Origin of the sequence: Geobacter sulfurreducens PCA (genome assembly GCF_000007985.2) — a bacterium.
Classification (GTDB): domain Bacteria; phylum Desulfobacterota; class Desulfuromonadia; order Geobacterales; family Geobacteraceae; genus Geobacter; species Geobacter sulfurreducens.
This window is the reverse complement of the sequence record NC_002939.5, coordinates 2377079-2391407: the sequence shown is the minus strand read 5'-3', so window position 1 is coordinate 2391407 and position 14329 is coordinate 2377079. Positions and strand designations below refer to the sequence as shown.

Genomic DNA, 14329 nt, shown 5'->3' with positions numbered 1-14329 from the left:
TCACACCCCCTTGGCAAAGGCGAGTGTCTGGAATCCCCTGGCATTGGCAAATTCCGGTTCCGGTAGGACAATAACCTCGATGTTTCTGGCAGGCAGGCCGTTCTTCAGGAAGGCGGCACCACCGCCGAACAGCAGTACACGATCAAAATCGGCATGCATGCCGACATGGGCCTGCAACTCACCCTGAATGTCACGGATGATGTGCTCGATATACGCAACGCCGGCTTCCTGGATTTCACGGGTGACATCGTGCCGCTCGAAGCCGTACTGCAAATAGCCCTTCTCGATCAGGAAGGCAATCTCCACGGGAGTGAAGGTGCCTGATGGGGCGAGGTTCTTGATTCGTGGCAGCAGAAAGCTGGTTGCCATCTGGTGAACGCCCCGTTTGTTGAGGGTCTTGCCATGGATGATCTGCTTTTTCTGTGGTGAGAACAGGGTGAAGATCACTGCTGTCCCATAGTTTAACTGAATAAAGAGAGGCCCTGAGAGCTACTTGTGATATATTGAGTTCGCCAAAACACCAATATTAACAAGGAGATCAGAGCCGTGGCACATTGTAACACAGTCCTTAACCAAGTTGTCGGTTTTTTCAAGAGACATGAATTTGAATCCCTTGCCCGCAAGCATCACATCGGGCAGAAGTTTCGTTCTTTTAACCGTTGGTCGCAGTTCATGGCGATGATGGTTTGTCAACTTTCCGGCAGAAAAAGTCTGCGGGATATCGTGGAAAACCTCAAGGCCCAAGGCCACAAGCTCTATCATCTGGGCATGAAGACGGTTTCCCGTACCACCTTGGCCAGAGTGAACGATGAACAGCCGCATGAGTTGTACAAAGAGCTCTTTTACAAAATGCTGCATCGATGCAAGGCAGTTGCACCCAGTCATCGCTTCAAGATCGATGAAAAAGTCTATCTGCTGGATGCCACCACCATCAATCTCTGTCTGGAGGCGTTCCCTTGGGCCACCTACCGGCAGAAGAAGGGTGCCATAAAGATGCATGTCGGTCTTGATGCTGACGGCTATCTGCCTGAGTTCATCGATGTGACCGAAGGCAAGAAGCACGAGATGTCCTGGGCCAGGATGCTACAACTGCCTGCCGGTTCACTGGCCGTCTTTGACCGGGGCTTCACCGATTACGACTGGTGGCAGCAACTAACGACCAACGGCATCTTCTTCGTAACCCGGCTGAAAGAGAACGCCTTGGTGGAATACTTCAAGAAGCGTCCCGGCAGGAAAGCAACGGGCGTCATTCTTGACCAGGAGATTCGGCTCAAAGGGATGAAGGACAAACTGCGGCTTGTCCAGTTCATCGCCGATGACGGCAACGATTACCGCTTCGTGACCAATGCGCATCACCTGAAAGCAGCAATCGTGGCGGATCTCTACAAAGAGCGCTGGAAGATCGAACTGTTCTTCAAGTGGATCAAACAGAACCTGAAGATCAAGACCTTCCTCGGCACCTCGGAGAATGCCGTACTCACACAGATCTGGATTGCCCTGTGCGTGTATCTGGTACTGGCATACTTGACGTTTCTGTCAAAGATCGGATCGTCGATGCAGCAGATATTACGGTTATTACAGCTGAATTTGTTCGAGCGGCGAGACCTTGAAAGCCTATTCAAACCACCGAAAGTAGAGGCTTCGCCACAACTGGTGCTGCTTTAGAAACTATGGGACAGCAGTGGGTGAAGATGATGGTGTTGAAGCCGATATCGATACCGAGAACATTGCCGGTCGGGCGCTCCGGAAGTCCATCGAGATAATCCCTCAAACCTCCCAGTCCCTGCGGGAACACAGCCACATCCTTGATTGCTCCGTCGGTCAGTGACTTGGCCAATGCCGGCACGGCGCCGCCCGGCTTGTGTTGTTCCTGCCAATAGGAGTATGGCAGCCCGACGGCAAGAAGAATGTCCCCCTCACAGCCAGCCTGCTTCAGGCACTGTTCCACAAATACCGGATAGTAGCGCACAAGCTCTTCCATCGTTTTCAGATAGGAAGAACCCGACGCCATCAGGGAATCTTCTCCGATGAGCAGATTATCGCCGTTGTAGCTGAACGCAGAAATGATCCTTCCCTTGCGCTCCCCGTAAATCCACTTGGCCGAAGAAAATCCGAGATCACACACCAGCACATTCATATCAACCCCCAGAAATTTTGTAAGGCGGGTACGCCTCCATACAAAATATCTATAGGGGGGGCAGGTACCGGTGGCAAATATGGGGATATATTTGGTGACAAATTTGCCACCTCCGGAACTTGGCGCATATTTGGTAACAAACTTGGTACCAAATTTGGCGCAAATACGGAGATGTGACTATTCGGCTCCACTGGCCGGACAAAACTCATCGGCAGATCTGCTGAGAAGCCAGTCAATCCGTTTCACATGTTCGTGCATCAGATGCACCGACTTTATGGCGGAGAAAACATCATCCCAGTTCTTGCCACTGGCCTCGATGCCTGGACATTCCGGGACAGTCGCTAAAAACGCTTTCCGCTCCGAACTCCATTCGATCATTAGAGAAGCAGGCTTGGACCGGTATTTACCCTTTTTCTCCGATTTGATCTTTGCCCCATTGTACAGCCTGAGATAGATATCCGGGAAATCTCTCTTCAGCGCCACATGAGCAGCACTCTCTTCCTCAGTGTCAGGGGCAGATTTCAGCTCAGCTACGGCCATATGCGGATCAAGCCGCCAACTGAGACACCATCGTCCAAAGGAGAATCCCTTTTGCCGGCATGCGGTCGCCAACCTCGGGTCGATATCGTACTGGCGGCGGTACTCGCTTCTAGCCATAGATTTGATACGGCCAGTATCGCGCAGCAGATTATAGACCGAAGTTGCGGTAGTTTTCCTCAGCGCCCTGGTGATCTCAACGACACTGAATCCTCTCAAAAACGCTTCGATGATCCGGGTGTTGAGCAGTTCTTCGATATCTTCAACTTTCATTGCTGGCTCCTTGTCGTAATACAAACTTTTCTATTAAGACTTTTCCTTAGAAAAGTTTGTTAGTTGGAATATTTGACAGATTTCCTGCGCTGATTTTCCATCGACTGATGTTCCAAAGCCGTCAAGGAAAGGTACAGTCTCCGACTCTCTCCCCTGCAGCTGCGCAACATGTTGTAGGCAATCTGACGGATACGTTTGATCTTGAACTCCGGGTACTCGATGTGGAAAAAGGCGCGGAGGTTATTGGCAACATCGCGCACCGATACCCTGTACCTGGGTCCGTGCTCTTTCGGGAGGTATGAACACAGAATATAGCGCTCTATCTTGCCGAAGTTCGGGAATGCGAGCATCAGCGCTCTCTTGTCTGATTTGAAAGACATGTTCATTCGGGCGACATACCATTCATCCGACCAAATGCGGGAAAGCAGTTGCAGCGCATGTTGATCTTTCTCATCCAAAAGCTCAGTCAACAGCCCCTCGCTAACCATTCGTTTAAGGGCTTTCAGTGGTACTGGTTTATACTGCTGTGCTGCCTGTTCCAGGTTCATGGTGCATCTCCTTTCGTGATGAAGCATATGCTGCAACATCAGACCAAATTCTTGGGATCGATGCTGCCTTTCTCGACAAGGGATTTGATCCGGTCGAGTGCTCTGCTGAGGATATCTCTGACGTTCGAAACAACGCATCCAAGCCGATCAGCAATCTCGTAATTCGACATCTGTCCTTCCATACCGATTCCGAGAGCCCAATAAAGGACCTGTTGCTCCTTTTCCGTGAGGTGATGGCGCACCGACTGGAATATCGCCTCGATGTCGGGCTCTTTCTGTCTTTCTTGTGAGCGTTTTTCAGCAACAGCCGAAAGGTCGTCAGAACAGAAATGTGAGGGAATCGAATTCGATCCATGGGTCAGAATATCCGGCGCTGGCGTTATGACACTGATCTGATTCCGAAATACTTTCCAGAAGGCAGCCTCGAATTTGATCTTCTTCTCACCGCAGCGACATGCGGCTACGAAAGCAGATTCGTAGGCTTCCTGCATGTAATCACGTTCTTCATACGGTGAAAAATTCCGGTACTTGGCGATATATCCCTTGATCATCGCCTTATTTTCTTCGACCCACGCAACTGCCTTGTCAAAATCCATGGTCTCGCTCCGAATAAAAAAAAGCCGGCCTCGAAGTCGTGCTCCGATGACCGGCTTTGCCTGTGCTCATCTGTGTGAGCCAGGCCGTGCCAGAATGAATATTCGATTCAGCGGCTGAAACGGCTTCAGGCCGAAAACAGACGCGATACTGCCCTAGGGGAAAACTTATTCAGGGGAAACGGGGATCAGCAGTTACTTCAGCCTGATCCCCAAACATGCTGCAATGCGGATGATGTCCTGCTTGGTAGCCGATTTTCGTAAGTGGTCTTCAACTCTTCTGCGGAGTTTAACTGTGTCCAACTCGGCCATTATCCTAGTTCCGCACACCTGAATCGACCCGTCCTCGGTAAGGGATACCGCTCCGTCCGCACATGCCTGTTCGATGACGGAGATATTCGGATTCCCCTTCGCAAGGACAAATGAACTTTCCGAAAAGACAACGGTCTGGCCTGAACGGCGCAAATACGAAACCACTGTTTTCATTGCTTCATCCGGGAATGGGCAGTTCATCGTATTCCTTCCTGTCAATCCGACGCCTCTTATGGTTAAAAATGGTTAGAAGAAGGTTAGCGGGGTGTTGATAACCTTCTAACCAATCAATTGTTCATTGAAATCAGGACAGTGGCGGTCGGCCAAAAGTCATGGGTTCGGTCGGTCAATAGTCAATAGTTCGGTCGGCCAAAAGTCAGTACCGGTCGGCCATAGGTCAATAGTCAGTCGGTCAAAAGTCAATGTCAGGTCGGTCATAGGTCAATGTCTCCGAACAACCACAACAAGTTCATCCTTAAGCTCCCATGCTTCCAGAAATCCTGATTGCTTGAGAAGATCGAGAGCCCTTTTCAGCTCAATCTTGAAGTGTTTTGTCTGCATGCCGGAACCGCACAGCTTCAGCAGGGTCTCGACTTTAACCGGGTACGGTTTCCGATGACTGGCCCAGTAGCCGAACAGTTTTGAAGCAATGCCGTCTGGTAACGACCGCCTGGTCTCCCACATCACCCTGGTCAGAAACTCCTCGTCGAACAGCAACTGCATCTCCTTCCCGACCCATACCTGCCATCGGGTCAGGCTCTCGTTCCGCTCGTTTCTGGAAAGGAATTTCTGGATCAATGAAATGCTGACGAAGCTATGCAGGCGCTTGGACTGTATGCGCAGCGCCGTAGCCTGCATGCGACTCAGACAATTCCGGAGCCGATCATAGTTTTGGCCCTTGATGGGCCATCCGAGCGCCTTGATGAACGAATAAGGGGTAAACTCAACGCACTCTCCCAGCGGGCTCTTCTTGATCAAATGCATCAGGTGCATCCAGACCAGCTCGTCATCCTGCCGAAGCTCTTCCCCTCGATAAATAACCTGACCATCTCCAATCACTGCGATCTCAACCTCCTTCAGGAACATGCGAGGCAGGTTCCTATTACGGCAATTGAATAACGCCGACCGCAGAATCTCATTGGGCAAAGCCCGGTGACTCTCCGGCCAGTCTGGCAGGTATTTGGGTCTGGCAGCGATACTTGCCAGCAGTTCCTGAAACGTGTCGGACGCTTGTGTTTTTCCGGCGTCCTGGAACAGCGTCGGTTGAAGGTGGTCAGGCAACCGGAACCTCCCGATTCATCCTCATTGATACTATGGTGTTGCCCTCAGACACTTTTTCGCGCCTCGATCCACACAGCGACATCTTCGGACCTCCAACGCTTGCATCCCATCAGGATGACCGGCTTGGGAAAATCCTGGTATCTCAGCATCCTCCAGAGTGTTGCACGCGATACGTTCATGATTTCCATCAGGTCACGCTGCCTCAAAAGTGCTTCCATTGCCTTTCCTCCGTTCTTGGTGTTTCTCCCTGTCTCTAATATCTATAAGGGGGGCAGGTGCAATTCGTGATCTGCCCTGATAAAACCGTATAACTTACTAATAATTCGGCTGAAAAAAATTATGTACTGGAAAGGTCAGGACACATTGAGGGTGTCCACACCGGGGGGACCGGCAGGCCGGTACTGATCATTTCCGCCAGATTGACTACCTTGCCGCCCAGCAGTTTTTCATCTCAGCCAACCCTTCAACCTGACCATCACCGAAGATGTAGATGTTCATTCCGCACCCTGTTGCTCCGGTTGTTCCGCCACATACCCCACCAACAGTCCTCATCAGAGTCGTAATTGAGCAGATGAACCAGATATGGCGCTGCTCGGATCAGTGACGACGCCTGAACCTGCCCCCCCTATAGATTATGTGAATGAAGCACACTCCTTCAGGAGGCCTGTTCCCCTTGATGAAATCGCTCAGCATCACCGTACTGGCGTTGATTCTTCCGCTAACAGCCCATGCCGCAGAGATTCGCCAGCGGCCATTCAGTTATTCGCTCGATGCAGTTGCGGCTAAACAGGATGACCAGTTCGTCGTCTGTTCCGACTGCCCAGATCACAGGCTTTCCCTCCTGCCGGTGAAACCCATGCTTGCCATGCGACTCTCCGACCCGGTCAAGCCGGAGCCGCAACTTGCCCTTGAGACAAAGCCTGTCCAGTCATCCACCCACGGCGCCATCGAGACAGAAATACAGCTCACAAGCGTGCAGTTCGACTTCGACAGCGAACAGCTGTCACGTCACGAGCGATTGAGATTCGATGGGCTGTTGGCGGGATTGACGAAGCAGGGCATGTTCGGGCTGAAGGGCTACACCTGCACGATTGGGACGGATGACTACAACGAGAGGTTGTCGATCAGGAGAGCGAATCATGTAGCAGGGATAATGAAATCTAATGGTTTTAATGTGGTGACTGTGGAGGGAAAAGGCAAGTGCTGCCCTGTTTCGACCGACAAACGCCTGAACCGGCGTGTGGAAATCGTAGAACATCGAAAGGAGGAGAAGTGAAGATCATTAACGGTAGGACCATGATGGTTGGCGGATTGATGCTGCTTCTTGTCGCGGTCGCAGGGTTCTCCATGGCGAACGACGACGTGAAGACGGAGAAAGAGATGTAGCGCGCCCGGTACCCTGGACACAAGATAAGAGTCACGCAGCCTTCTTGAGTTGATACTCCTCGAAAGCCTGTCGTGGGCTTCTGAACCCGAGCTTTTCAACCAGCCACAGCCGGTTGTAACGATCCATGAAGTCAGCTACTGCCATCCTTACTTCTTCGATTGTGCGGTAATGGCGGCCATAGATGACCTGCTCTTTGATAGTCCGATTAAACCGTTCCGTCACCCCGTTGGTCTGCGGTTCGGCAACAAATGAGAAACTTGGGGCAATTCCCCAGAACTTGATCTGATTCTGGAAATGCTCTGAGAGGTATTGGCTGCCGTGATCCATCCTCAGTGCCAACCCTCGAGCAGCAGCGGCACCGACCGAGCCGAAACGGGCCTTGATTCCCATGGCGAGCGGCTGCAATGCGGCAAACCGGTCGCCATTCTTGGTCACATGCCAACCGACGCACTCGGCATTCCAATGCTCGACGGCGGTAAACAACCAGCACCACCCTTCTTCCAGGGTGAAGATCTTGGTGCCATCGGTACCCCACATGACGTTGGGGGCCGCCGTGATGATCTTGCCGGCGTGGTCCTTGGGCTGTCCCTGAACAACCCGGTGAGGGGAGAGCAGATTGTTCTCCCGCATGAGACGCAACACTCGTTTGCGGCCGACTTTTATCCCTTTGACGAAGCGTAGTCGTCCCCAGACCTTACGGTGCCCTTCGCCGACAAAGGGGGATGTCTCCAGGTCGGTCCGGATGAGAGAAAGTACCTCGTCGTCAGAGAGCGGTGTTTTTGGACCACGCTTGAGCAGTACAGCAGGCAATGTTTTTCTGCCTGCACGGCTATAGAACGACGAGCGGGGCACTCCCCAGGCAAGGCAGACGCGCTGAACGCCATAGGCTTTACCGGTGGCAGGGGAGATCGTAGCACTCATTTCTTCGATCTCCTCTGGGCCAAAGGGTGGGCACGCCTCGCTTTCTCCCGCAGTAGCTCGTTTTCCATGGTGATCTCACCGATGCGCTTGAAGGCTGCATCGAGTTCCGCTGCCAACGGATCACCTTCACGAGCCTTGAGAGCAGATTCTATCCCCTGGAGTGCTTTCTGATGCCACTCTTCCAGGCGATAGATTTCGATGCCCAACTCACGGGACAAGGCATCGATTGGTTCACCGCGCATCAACCGCAGGACAACCTCCTTTTTGCGGTTGGCGCTCCAACGTTTGACTTCCGGTGCTGCTCCAGTCGAGCTACGCTCTCCTTCCGCCGCACCGGAGACACTGACATCCTTTTCCATTGACGACCTCCTTGAACACCTAGATTTACCTCATTTTCGTGTCCAAGAAAACCGGGGCCGCCATAGGGAATGGTGCTTTCTATAGGTATAAAAATAAAAAGGCGACCACATGGGCCGCCTCTATCCAGACCGGACGGGTATCCGGTCTGAAGATGCTAGCAGGGTCTCCCGCCGGCATATATGGCAAGAACCTCGAATTCGCCACCGACAATGTTGTTCCGGTGCAGCGCCTTCTCAAATTCCTCCCAGCTCAGCGTGAATTCCCTACCGTTGATACGTGCTCTGACTGACATGACTCTATCCCCCTTGATGTAGTGTTGGTGGCCCAAAAGGGCTCCCTACAACCACCGCCGGGACGGTGGCTCTAGGGAACCCTCTTGAGCAGGGGGGAAGAGTCGAGGGAGGGCGCTTGAAGCGCCGCTCCCCCGTTATTTACAAGAGTCCCTGTTCGACAAAACTCAGGAACTCGTCATCACCGACGATGATGTGATCCAGTACCCGGATGCCGAGAATGTCGCCGCTCTCCTTGAGACGCTTGGTGATGGCGATATCTTCGCTGCTGGGGTTCGGATCACCGGTCGGATGGTTGTGCACAAGCAGAATGGCCGCCGCATTGGACAGGCATGCCGTCTTGAACACCTCCCGAGGATGAACAATGGCCTGGTTGAGCGAACCGATGGAGACCCGGTCGAAACAGACGATCCGGTTCTTGCCGTCGAGATGCAACACCACAAAATGCTCCTTCGTCTCACGTCGGAGATCCCGGAACATCTCATAGACCTGCTCGGGTTTCGTGAAGCGCATCGACACCCATTCCGGGGCATCGTCACGCACGACTTCGTTTCTGTAGCGGGCCTCGATTGAGCGCACCATGATTCGTTTGGTGACCGGCGGTACCGGTTCACCGAAGAGATTAAGATTCATATCCTCCTCCGATAGCGGGGGCGGACCTCCCCTTGGGGGGGCAGTCATCGCCCCCATAGGGTTTGAGATAGATTTTGTTCAGCTCTGGAGAGCCAGTACGGCTTCCCGGAAAGTCACGCCATCCAGCGCCATCGTGGCACTGATCGAATCCCAGGTCCGGTTACAGACGAAACAGTGGACGTGGTTTTCGTACAAGGCCATGGACGGATTGCGGTCCTCGTGAAACGGACAGCAGCGGTACCGCCCCTTGGAGAATTCGATGATGCTGGTGATGGGATACTGCCGGGCCTGGTCGATCATCTCCTGGGTGATTCCGCCGGGCGCCTGCACAGTCTCCTTGCCGTTGACATGGTTCAGGAGCGCCGTCGCCTCACGTTTCATGGGGCGAAGCTCCTTTTCCTGGTCTCTGATGAGGGATTCGGACAGGGCCTTGATCAGCAGGTCGCGACTGCGATCCGTCCGCCGTCGCGCTCCCCAGATTTCCCGCTCCAGATGCTTGATCTGCGGCTGCAGGAAGGCCAGCCGGCGCATTACCGCGTAACGCTCCGGCACGCCCATATCTCGTGCCGCCTGCAACGTCGTGTTCAGGGTCATGGCAAGCCTCCTTTCACTCACGCAGCCGTTCGTCCCAGCAGCACTCGCCGATAAAGTGGGCGTAGTCGTCCCGCTGGTACAGGATGCGCGCCGAGGCCTGCGGAATCATGTTGCCGCAGCCGACACATTTGACTGCTCGCTGGAGTGGACTGTCCGGGGCATTCAGCTCCCGGATGAAGATCTCGTCGCATTCCTGGCAGTCGTACAACTCCCGGTCGATCCCCAACAGGGTATCGGTCCGGGTAACCTCCAGAAAGCAGCCGCACACCGGGCAGCCAAGCTGGCCGGTATCGCCTTGTTCCGCGAGCCGTTCATGCTTGTAGTTGTTGCGGGCGACGCGGAGATTCTCTTCGAAATCGATCTCCATCCGCTCACAGAAGTGCATTAGGTCGGTGAGCATGTCCTTCACGTCGTCTTCGTCGCCGTCGAAATCCCGGTTTTCGAGGGTCAGGCAGTAGGCCTGCATGACAGTGTCAATCCTGCCGGCACGTTCCTCGTTGGTCGGTTCGTCAGTCTGTCGGTCGAGAGGGCTCATGCTGCGTCCTCCTCTTCTCCGCACGCTTACCGCTCATCCAGGATGTCCGGTTCGTCGAGCGACTTGATCAGCACCGTGTCGGTTTCCCACCGGACATCGGTGTGCTTGTAGTAGCCCGACCAGAAGAAATCGCTGTCGGTGACGTTCAGAGTGGAACACTCCATCCGTCCCTCGAACTCCTTCATGGCTACCTTGCCGTTGTCCGGCTCGGCATCCCAATCGACAGTCCTGAAGTCGCAGGTATGGTTGAATTCGCTGATCTTGTTGGCCTTCATCTGTCTCACGACCACCGCCAGCTTCTTGATCCGCTCGATGAGGGCGGCGTCAAGATCGATGATGGCGTAGTCAGCATTGTCGGAAAAGAACTCGCTGTTGTCGTGCATGGGGATGATGAGGCGCTTTACGGTGTTTGTCTCGGTCATTGCCGGTCTCCTTGTTGGTTGCGGAGACCGATCACCCCTGCGGGGAGTCGGTCCCCGCGAGGGTTGTGGGTGATGGTCAGGCCCGCTTCCGCATGGGAGCGGGTTGGCGCAGATAGACGCCGAACAGGGTGAATTCCAGCGCTCCTGTATCCAGTAAGGTCTGGTAGGTGCCGAACGGCAGTTCCCGGGTGATTTCCTTGCCCCCTTCACAGTGGATGACGGCAATGGATGATGGAACGGGAACGGGTTCCGGTCTGGTGACCGGCAGCTGGATGACGTTGTTTCTGACCGGCGATGCGGCCTTGTTGTCCCCCCTGACGCGGGCGTTCTCGTGCTGGGTCATCTTCTTCAACAGTGCCGACGGGTCGGAGTAGTTGAAGTTCCCCTCCTTGAGCGCCTTGGTCATCAGGGATGAAAACGACTGGCTGCTGCTGCATTCCGCCGGGTCGATGTCTGGTGTTTCCCCCTCCGCCAGCTTGGCGACCATCCTCTTCTCCAGGGTGTAGGCAAGCTGCAACGCCTGGACTTCTGAAGAGGTGAGATACCAATAACGGACGGGACGAACTTCCCCGAACTGAGCCCGGTGGATGTCAGCAGTGTTGACGCGACGGATTCTCCCGTCCCCCTGTTCGGCCAGTCTGGTATTGGACGTGTAGTCGTACCAGACAAGGTTATTGAACTGGGACAAGTTGAGACCCGTGGCGACGCGATGGAACGAGACGACAACGACTTGAGCCGTTACCTGCTCGAACCATCCAACCAGCTTTTCAGGTGCAACCGAGTCGGGCAGGATCTCGATGCTGGCGCCCTGGACGTTATCCCGAAGGATGCGTTTCAGGACGGGGCGCATGTCGATCTTCTGCGTGTTCCCGGTATAGACCAGTAGACGCTCTCCCCGGTCAATCACCCCTTGGGCGATAGCGATGAGTTTTTCTTCCTTTTCCAGCAGCAGCTCCCCGTCGGGAAGCGACAGCCGGTGCAGCGTGCCGAGCGGAACATCCCGCAGCTTCAGTTCGTCGTTGTAATGCCGGAACGTGTCGCTGACACGCAGAAAAGCGGCATTGCGGACGGCTGCGGCGGCAAGAAGGTCTTCCGGTGGCAGGTCTGCCTTTTCGATGATGTTTTCGATGCTCCGGTGACAGGTTTCCACCAGAGCGTGTGACGGACACTTGATGACCTCCCGTTCCACTGGTGGCAGGTCATCGAAGTCGTCACTGTCCACATTGACGAAGTTGGGGAGCGTATAGATCAGGGCTGCCGGCGAGATTCCGGCGGTATCGTAGGTGGTGACACGTTCCGATTCCCGGTGACGGTTCTTTTCATCGGTTTTCCTGACCTCTTTGAATGCTCCGTACTTTGTCTGGAAATCTGTGGCTGACTTCATCTCCCAGCCGGAGTCGCGCATCTGCTTCGGATTCAGCCCCCACAGGATGTTGTAGACTGATTTCGCCATACCGTTGGTCACGGTGGCGGTGAGGGCGAGAACTTTGGCAGCAGTTGCGGCAAGCCGGATGAACGCGGTCCCCTGATTGCTCATCAGGTTGGCCGCGTTATGAACTTCGTCGAAGATGGCGAGGTCGAATGGAATCCGCTTGAGGAATCGGATGTACGGCAACTGTTTGTTGTGCGTCCGTGCTTCCGTGGCGGTGCCGTTGTTCTCGATCTCGCTGATCCAGCGGCGATAGGTCATGGCTGTGCGGTCATTTTCAGGAATATAGGTAAAGAGCGGTTCGCCACAATATGAGCACTTGGGTTTGTCACCCTTGCGGATCTTCTCGGTCAGAGGCGAACGGCAGGACGGACATACCTCCGTGAATTCCACGGAGCTATTGCCATCCTTCTTGACGATGGTTTTACGACTCCTGATGCATAGCCGGTATTTCGGGTGCATCCTGAGCCGTGTGTAAGCGATCAGGTAGAGACCGTGCGGCCTGGTTGCGGCAAGTTCCTTCAAGACTTCCCAGGAGTCGATGACATGCACATTGAACCCCTCGTTGGCGTATTCCCGTGCCAACTGGGGGATAAGCTGCGGTTCCGATACCATCACCGTGCGTTTCGCATTGGTCAGGTACTTCACCGCTTTCGCCATCCATGTTTTCCCGGTGCCGGTATTGGCACGAATGCCGATACCCCGGCGTCCTGAGCGGTAGGCTTTGATGACGGCCTTGACCGCTTCCCGTTGCGGGGGGAGCAGACCGATCCCCTGCAGTTCATCAACCAGGTATGCTTCGTCCTGGCCGATTTCGTGAAGGGGCTGGTAGAGCCGTGAGAGTTTCTGCAGAAGCACCGATGAGAGCCGGCTGTTGAGTTCGTAATAATCGAACCCGTGTTCCCGGGCCGGTTTCACGTACCCGTGGCGGTCCATCAGAAATGCTTCGACGGTGGGCTTGCAGACCATCGTCTCGCAGTTGTTCTCCGGATCTTTGAAGGTCTCGTTTTTGGTGATGACCATGAATTTAGCCAGGAAGAAGTCGCAGTTGATGGTGATAGATTCGATCTGGCTGTTCATGGCTGCCAGTTGGACGGCGTGCGCAGTTCGCAGGGTTGAGATGGGCTGGATGCTGGTGTCATAAGACGACGGATACTGCCTGTCCAGTACCATGCCCGCCGCCTTGTCGAGCCGGTCCTCGCACTCCCGGTAAAACTCCGTGAGGTCGCGGGCCGTCATGAGCGGGCGGTTGCTGCCATTGCTGCCGCCAAGGGAAAGAGTCTGGCGTTTGCCCGGCACGGTGTACTTCCCCCGTACCGCTCCATCCCCCAGGTTGGCAGCGGGCCAACTCTGATAACGGACATACTGATGATAGATTTCGCTGCTGTTGTCCTGATTCTTTGCCAGAAATACGACAACCTGCTTGAAGCGGGCGTATTCCTCGCTTTGGAAGGCGTAGGCAAAGGTAAACGTACCCTGGATGATGTCCAGCAGCCTCCCTTTCAGTTCATACTCGGGAATGATGAGAACCATCACTCCTTCGTAGGCCAGCAGGGGCGCTGTCTTTTCCATCCAGGTGACCAGTTCGTTGCCGGCGGCCTTGTTGTAAGGCGGATTCAGCAAGATCAGATTGAACTTGCCGGAAAGCTCCACGTCGAAGAACGACGAGTTGAGTTTCTGGGTTGTCCCGTGAATCCTGGCGAACCTGCCGGCATCCAGTTCAACGGCATAGGAGAGGATTTCGTGAGGTGAACCGTTGGAGGCGGCAAAGCGCCTTTTGAGCCAGCGAGTCACTGTGGTCAGGAATTCGCCTTCACCCGCGCAGGGGTCAAGGACTGATATGGTTTTCAGGGCATTGTAGCGCCGGCTTTTCCAACCGAATGACGGCTCCAGGATACGAAGTACCGTCTGAACGTCAGATGGAAAGGTCGGGTAGTACCCCTTGTTCAGTTCATTCCCCCGGGTGCGGGAAAACGAGCTGTTGATGGTAGTGGTAAGTTCCATGCCTGTCTCCTTGGTAACAGGGGGCAGGCGGAGATAACACCCTCTCCGTTCGGGGAGGAGGTTAAAACCGCCT

Annotated in this window: 18 protein-coding genes; 3 read left to right on the top strand and 15 right to left on the bottom strand. The window is 54.4% G+C overall.

The features are described from left to right. Positions 1-447, bottom strand: coding sequence for a hypothetical protein (locus GS_RS10950; protein ID WP_235044877.1), 447 nt, complete (start codon positions 445-447; stop codon positions 1-3). 99 nt (positions 448-546) lie between these two features. On the opposite strand from GS_RS10950, the gene GS_RS10945 reads away from it, so the two are divergent. Further along, positions 547-1665, top strand: coding sequence for an IS4-like element ISGsu1 family transposase (locus GS_RS10945; RefSeq protein ID WP_010940926.1), 1119 nt, complete (start codon positions 547-549; stop codon positions 1663-1665). Here the strand turns inward: GS_RS10945 and GS_RS10940 are convergent. The 7 genes from GS_RS10940 to GS_RS10910 form a co-directional block, all read right to left on the bottom strand. Continuing rightward, complete coding sequence (locus GS_RS10940; RefSeq protein ID WP_235044876.1) at positions 1619-2137, bottom strand: ParM/StbA family protein; 519 nt, start codon at positions 2135-2137, stop codon at positions 1619-1621. The genes GS_RS10945 and GS_RS10940 overlap by 47 nt on opposite strands. Positions 2138-2314: 177 nt before the next feature. Then, entirely contained in the window at positions 2315-2947 is a 633-nt protein-coding gene (locus GS_RS10935; protein ID WP_010942821.1) for a hypothetical protein, read from the bottom strand. A gap of 59 nt (positions 2948-3006) precedes the next feature. Next, entirely contained in the window at positions 3007-3495 is a 489-nt protein-coding gene (locus tag GS_RS10930) for a hypothetical protein (protein WP_010942820.1), read from the bottom strand. Positions 3496-3533: 38 nt separating this feature from the next. Then, positions 3534-4091, bottom strand: a complete 558-nt coding sequence (locus GS_RS10925) for a sigma-70 family RNA polymerase sigma factor (protein ID WP_010942819.1) — start codon at positions 4089-4091, stop codon at positions 3534-3536. Between the two features lie 192 nt (positions 4092-4283). Next, positions 4284-4601, bottom strand: coding sequence for a hypothetical protein (locus GS_RS10920; protein WP_164930447.1), 318 nt, complete (start codon positions 4599-4601; stop codon positions 4284-4286). A gap of 240 nt (positions 4602-4841) precedes the next feature. After that, positions 4842-5681 (bottom strand): plasmid replication initiator TrfA, encoded by an 840-nt coding sequence (gene trfA, locus GS_RS10915; protein WP_010942817.1) that lies wholly within the window; start codon positions 5679-5681, stop codon positions 4842-4844. 44 nt (positions 5682-5725) lie between these two features. Then, on the bottom strand, positions 5726-5899 hold the full coding sequence (locus tag GS_RS10910; RefSeq protein WP_010942816.1) for a helix-turn-helix transcriptional regulator: 174 nt from the start codon (positions 5897-5899) through the stop codon (positions 5726-5728). Between the two features lie 458 nt (positions 5900-6357). On the opposite strand from GS_RS10910, the gene GS_RS10905 reads away from it, so the two are divergent. Further along, on the top strand, positions 6358-6957 hold the full coding sequence (locus GS_RS10905) for an OmpA family protein (protein WP_010942814.1): 600 nt from the start codon (positions 6358-6360) through the stop codon (positions 6955-6957). A gap of 141 nt (positions 6958-7098) precedes the next feature. Here the strand turns inward: GS_RS10905 and GS_RS10900 are convergent, their stop codons facing one another. Both GS_RS10900 and GS_RS10895 read right to left on the bottom strand, forming a co-directional pair. Next, on the bottom strand, positions 7099-7989 hold the full coding sequence (locus GS_RS10900; protein ID WP_010941223.1) for an IS3 family transposase: 891 nt from the start codon (positions 7987-7989) through the stop codon (positions 7099-7101). Continuing rightward, positions 7986-8348 carry an IS3 family transposase ISGsu7 gene (locus GS_RS10895; RefSeq protein WP_010941222.1) on the bottom strand — a complete coding sequence of 121 codons (363 nt, stop codon included), beginning with the start codon at positions 8346-8348 and terminating at the stop codon, positions 7986-7988. Before GS_RS10895 ends, GS_RS10900 begins: the two co-directional genes overlap by 4 nt. Before the next feature lie 38 nt (positions 8349-8386). Between GS_RS10895 and GS_RS17590 the strand changes: the two genes are divergently transcribed. After that, positions 8387-8638, top strand: a complete 252-nt coding sequence (locus tag GS_RS17590; RefSeq protein ID WP_235044875.1) for a hypothetical protein — start codon at positions 8387-8389, stop codon at positions 8636-8638. A 142-nt stretch (positions 8639-8780) separates the two neighbouring features. Here GS_RS17590 and radC read toward each other — a convergent pair whose 3' ends face one another. From radC to GS_RS10870, 5 genes are all read right to left on the bottom strand, one after another. Then, entirely contained in the window at positions 8781-9272 is a 492-nt protein-coding gene (radC, locus tag GS_RS10890; protein ID WP_010942813.1) for a RadC family protein, read from the bottom strand. A gap of 78 nt (positions 9273-9350) precedes the next feature. After that, positions 9351-9866: a CHC2 zinc finger domain-containing protein gene (locus GS_RS10885; RefSeq protein ID WP_010942812.1), complete on the bottom strand. Its 516-nt coding sequence runs from the start codon at positions 9864-9866 to the stop codon at positions 9351-9353. A 13-nt stretch (positions 9867-9879) separates the two neighbouring features. Continuing rightward, a complete protein-coding gene (locus GS_RS10880; RefSeq protein ID WP_010942811.1) occupies positions 9880-10401 on the bottom strand; it encodes a hypothetical protein in 522 nt (173 codons plus the stop codon). 26 nt (positions 10402-10427) lie between these two features. After that, positions 10428-10823: a hypothetical protein gene (locus GS_RS10875; RefSeq protein WP_010942810.1), complete on the bottom strand. Its 396-nt coding sequence runs from the start codon at positions 10821-10823 to the stop codon at positions 10428-10430. A 76-nt stretch (positions 10824-10899) separates the two neighbouring features. Then, positions 10900-14256: a DUF6094 domain-containing protein gene (locus tag GS_RS10870; protein WP_010942809.1), complete on the bottom strand. Its 3357-nt coding sequence runs from the start codon at positions 14254-14256 to the stop codon at positions 10900-10902. Positions 14257-14329 lie beyond the last annotated feature (73 nt).

Excerpts from the sequence above, each read along its gene's own strand:
- GS_RS10940 (WP_235044876.1), bottom strand. The coding sequence starts at position 2,137 with ATGAATGTGCTGGTGTGTGATCTCGGATTTTCTTCGGCCAAGTGGATT.
- GS_RS10935 (WP_010942821.1), bottom strand. The coding sequence starts at position 2,947 with ATGAAAGTTGAAGATATCGAAGAACTGCTCAACACCCGGATCATCGAA.
- GS_RS10930 (WP_010942820.1), bottom strand. The coding sequence starts at position 3,495 with ATGAACCTGGAACAGGCAGCACAGCAGTATAAACCAGTACCACTGAAA.
- GS_RS10925 (WP_010942819.1), bottom strand. The coding sequence starts at position 4,091 with ATGGATTTTGACAAGGCAGTTGCGTGGGTCGAAGAAAATAAGGCGATG.
- GS_RS10920 (WP_164930447.1), bottom strand. The coding sequence starts at position 4,601 with ATGAACTGCCCATTCCCGGATGAAGCAATGAAAACAGTGGTTTCGTAT.
- GS_RS10910 (WP_010942816.1), bottom strand. The coding sequence starts at position 5,899 with ATGGAAGCACTTTTGAGGCAGCGTGACCTGATGGAAATCATGAACGTA.
- GS_RS10905 (WP_010942814.1), top strand. The coding sequence starts at position 6,358 with ATGAAATCGCTCAGCATCACCGTACTGGCGTTGATTCTTCCGCTAACA.
- GS_RS10900 (WP_010941223.1), bottom strand. The coding sequence starts at position 7,989 with ATGAGTGCTACGATCTCCCCTGCCACCGGTAAAGCCTATGGCGTTCAG.
- GS_RS10895 (WP_010941222.1), bottom strand. The coding sequence starts at position 8,348 with ATGGAAAAGGATGTCAGTGTCTCCGGTGCGGCGGAAGGAGAGCGTAGC.
- radC (WP_010942813.1), bottom strand. The coding sequence starts at position 9,272 with ATGAATCTTAATCTCTTCGGTGAACCGGTACCGCCGGTCACCAAACGA.
- GS_RS10885 (WP_010942812.1), bottom strand. The coding sequence starts at position 9,866 with ATGACCCTGAACACGACGTTGCAGGCGGCACGAGATATGGGCGTGCCG.
- GS_RS10880 (WP_010942811.1), bottom strand. The coding sequence starts at position 10,401 with ATGAGCCCTCTCGACCGACAGACTGACGAACCGACCAACGAGGAACGT.
- GS_RS10875 (WP_010942810.1), bottom strand. The coding sequence starts at position 10,823 with ATGACCGAGACAAACACCGTAAAGCGCCTCATCATCCCCATGCACGAC.
- GS_RS10870 (WP_010942809.1), bottom strand. The coding sequence starts at position 14,256 with ATGGAACTTACCACTACCATCAACAGCTCGTTTTCCCGCACCCGGGGG.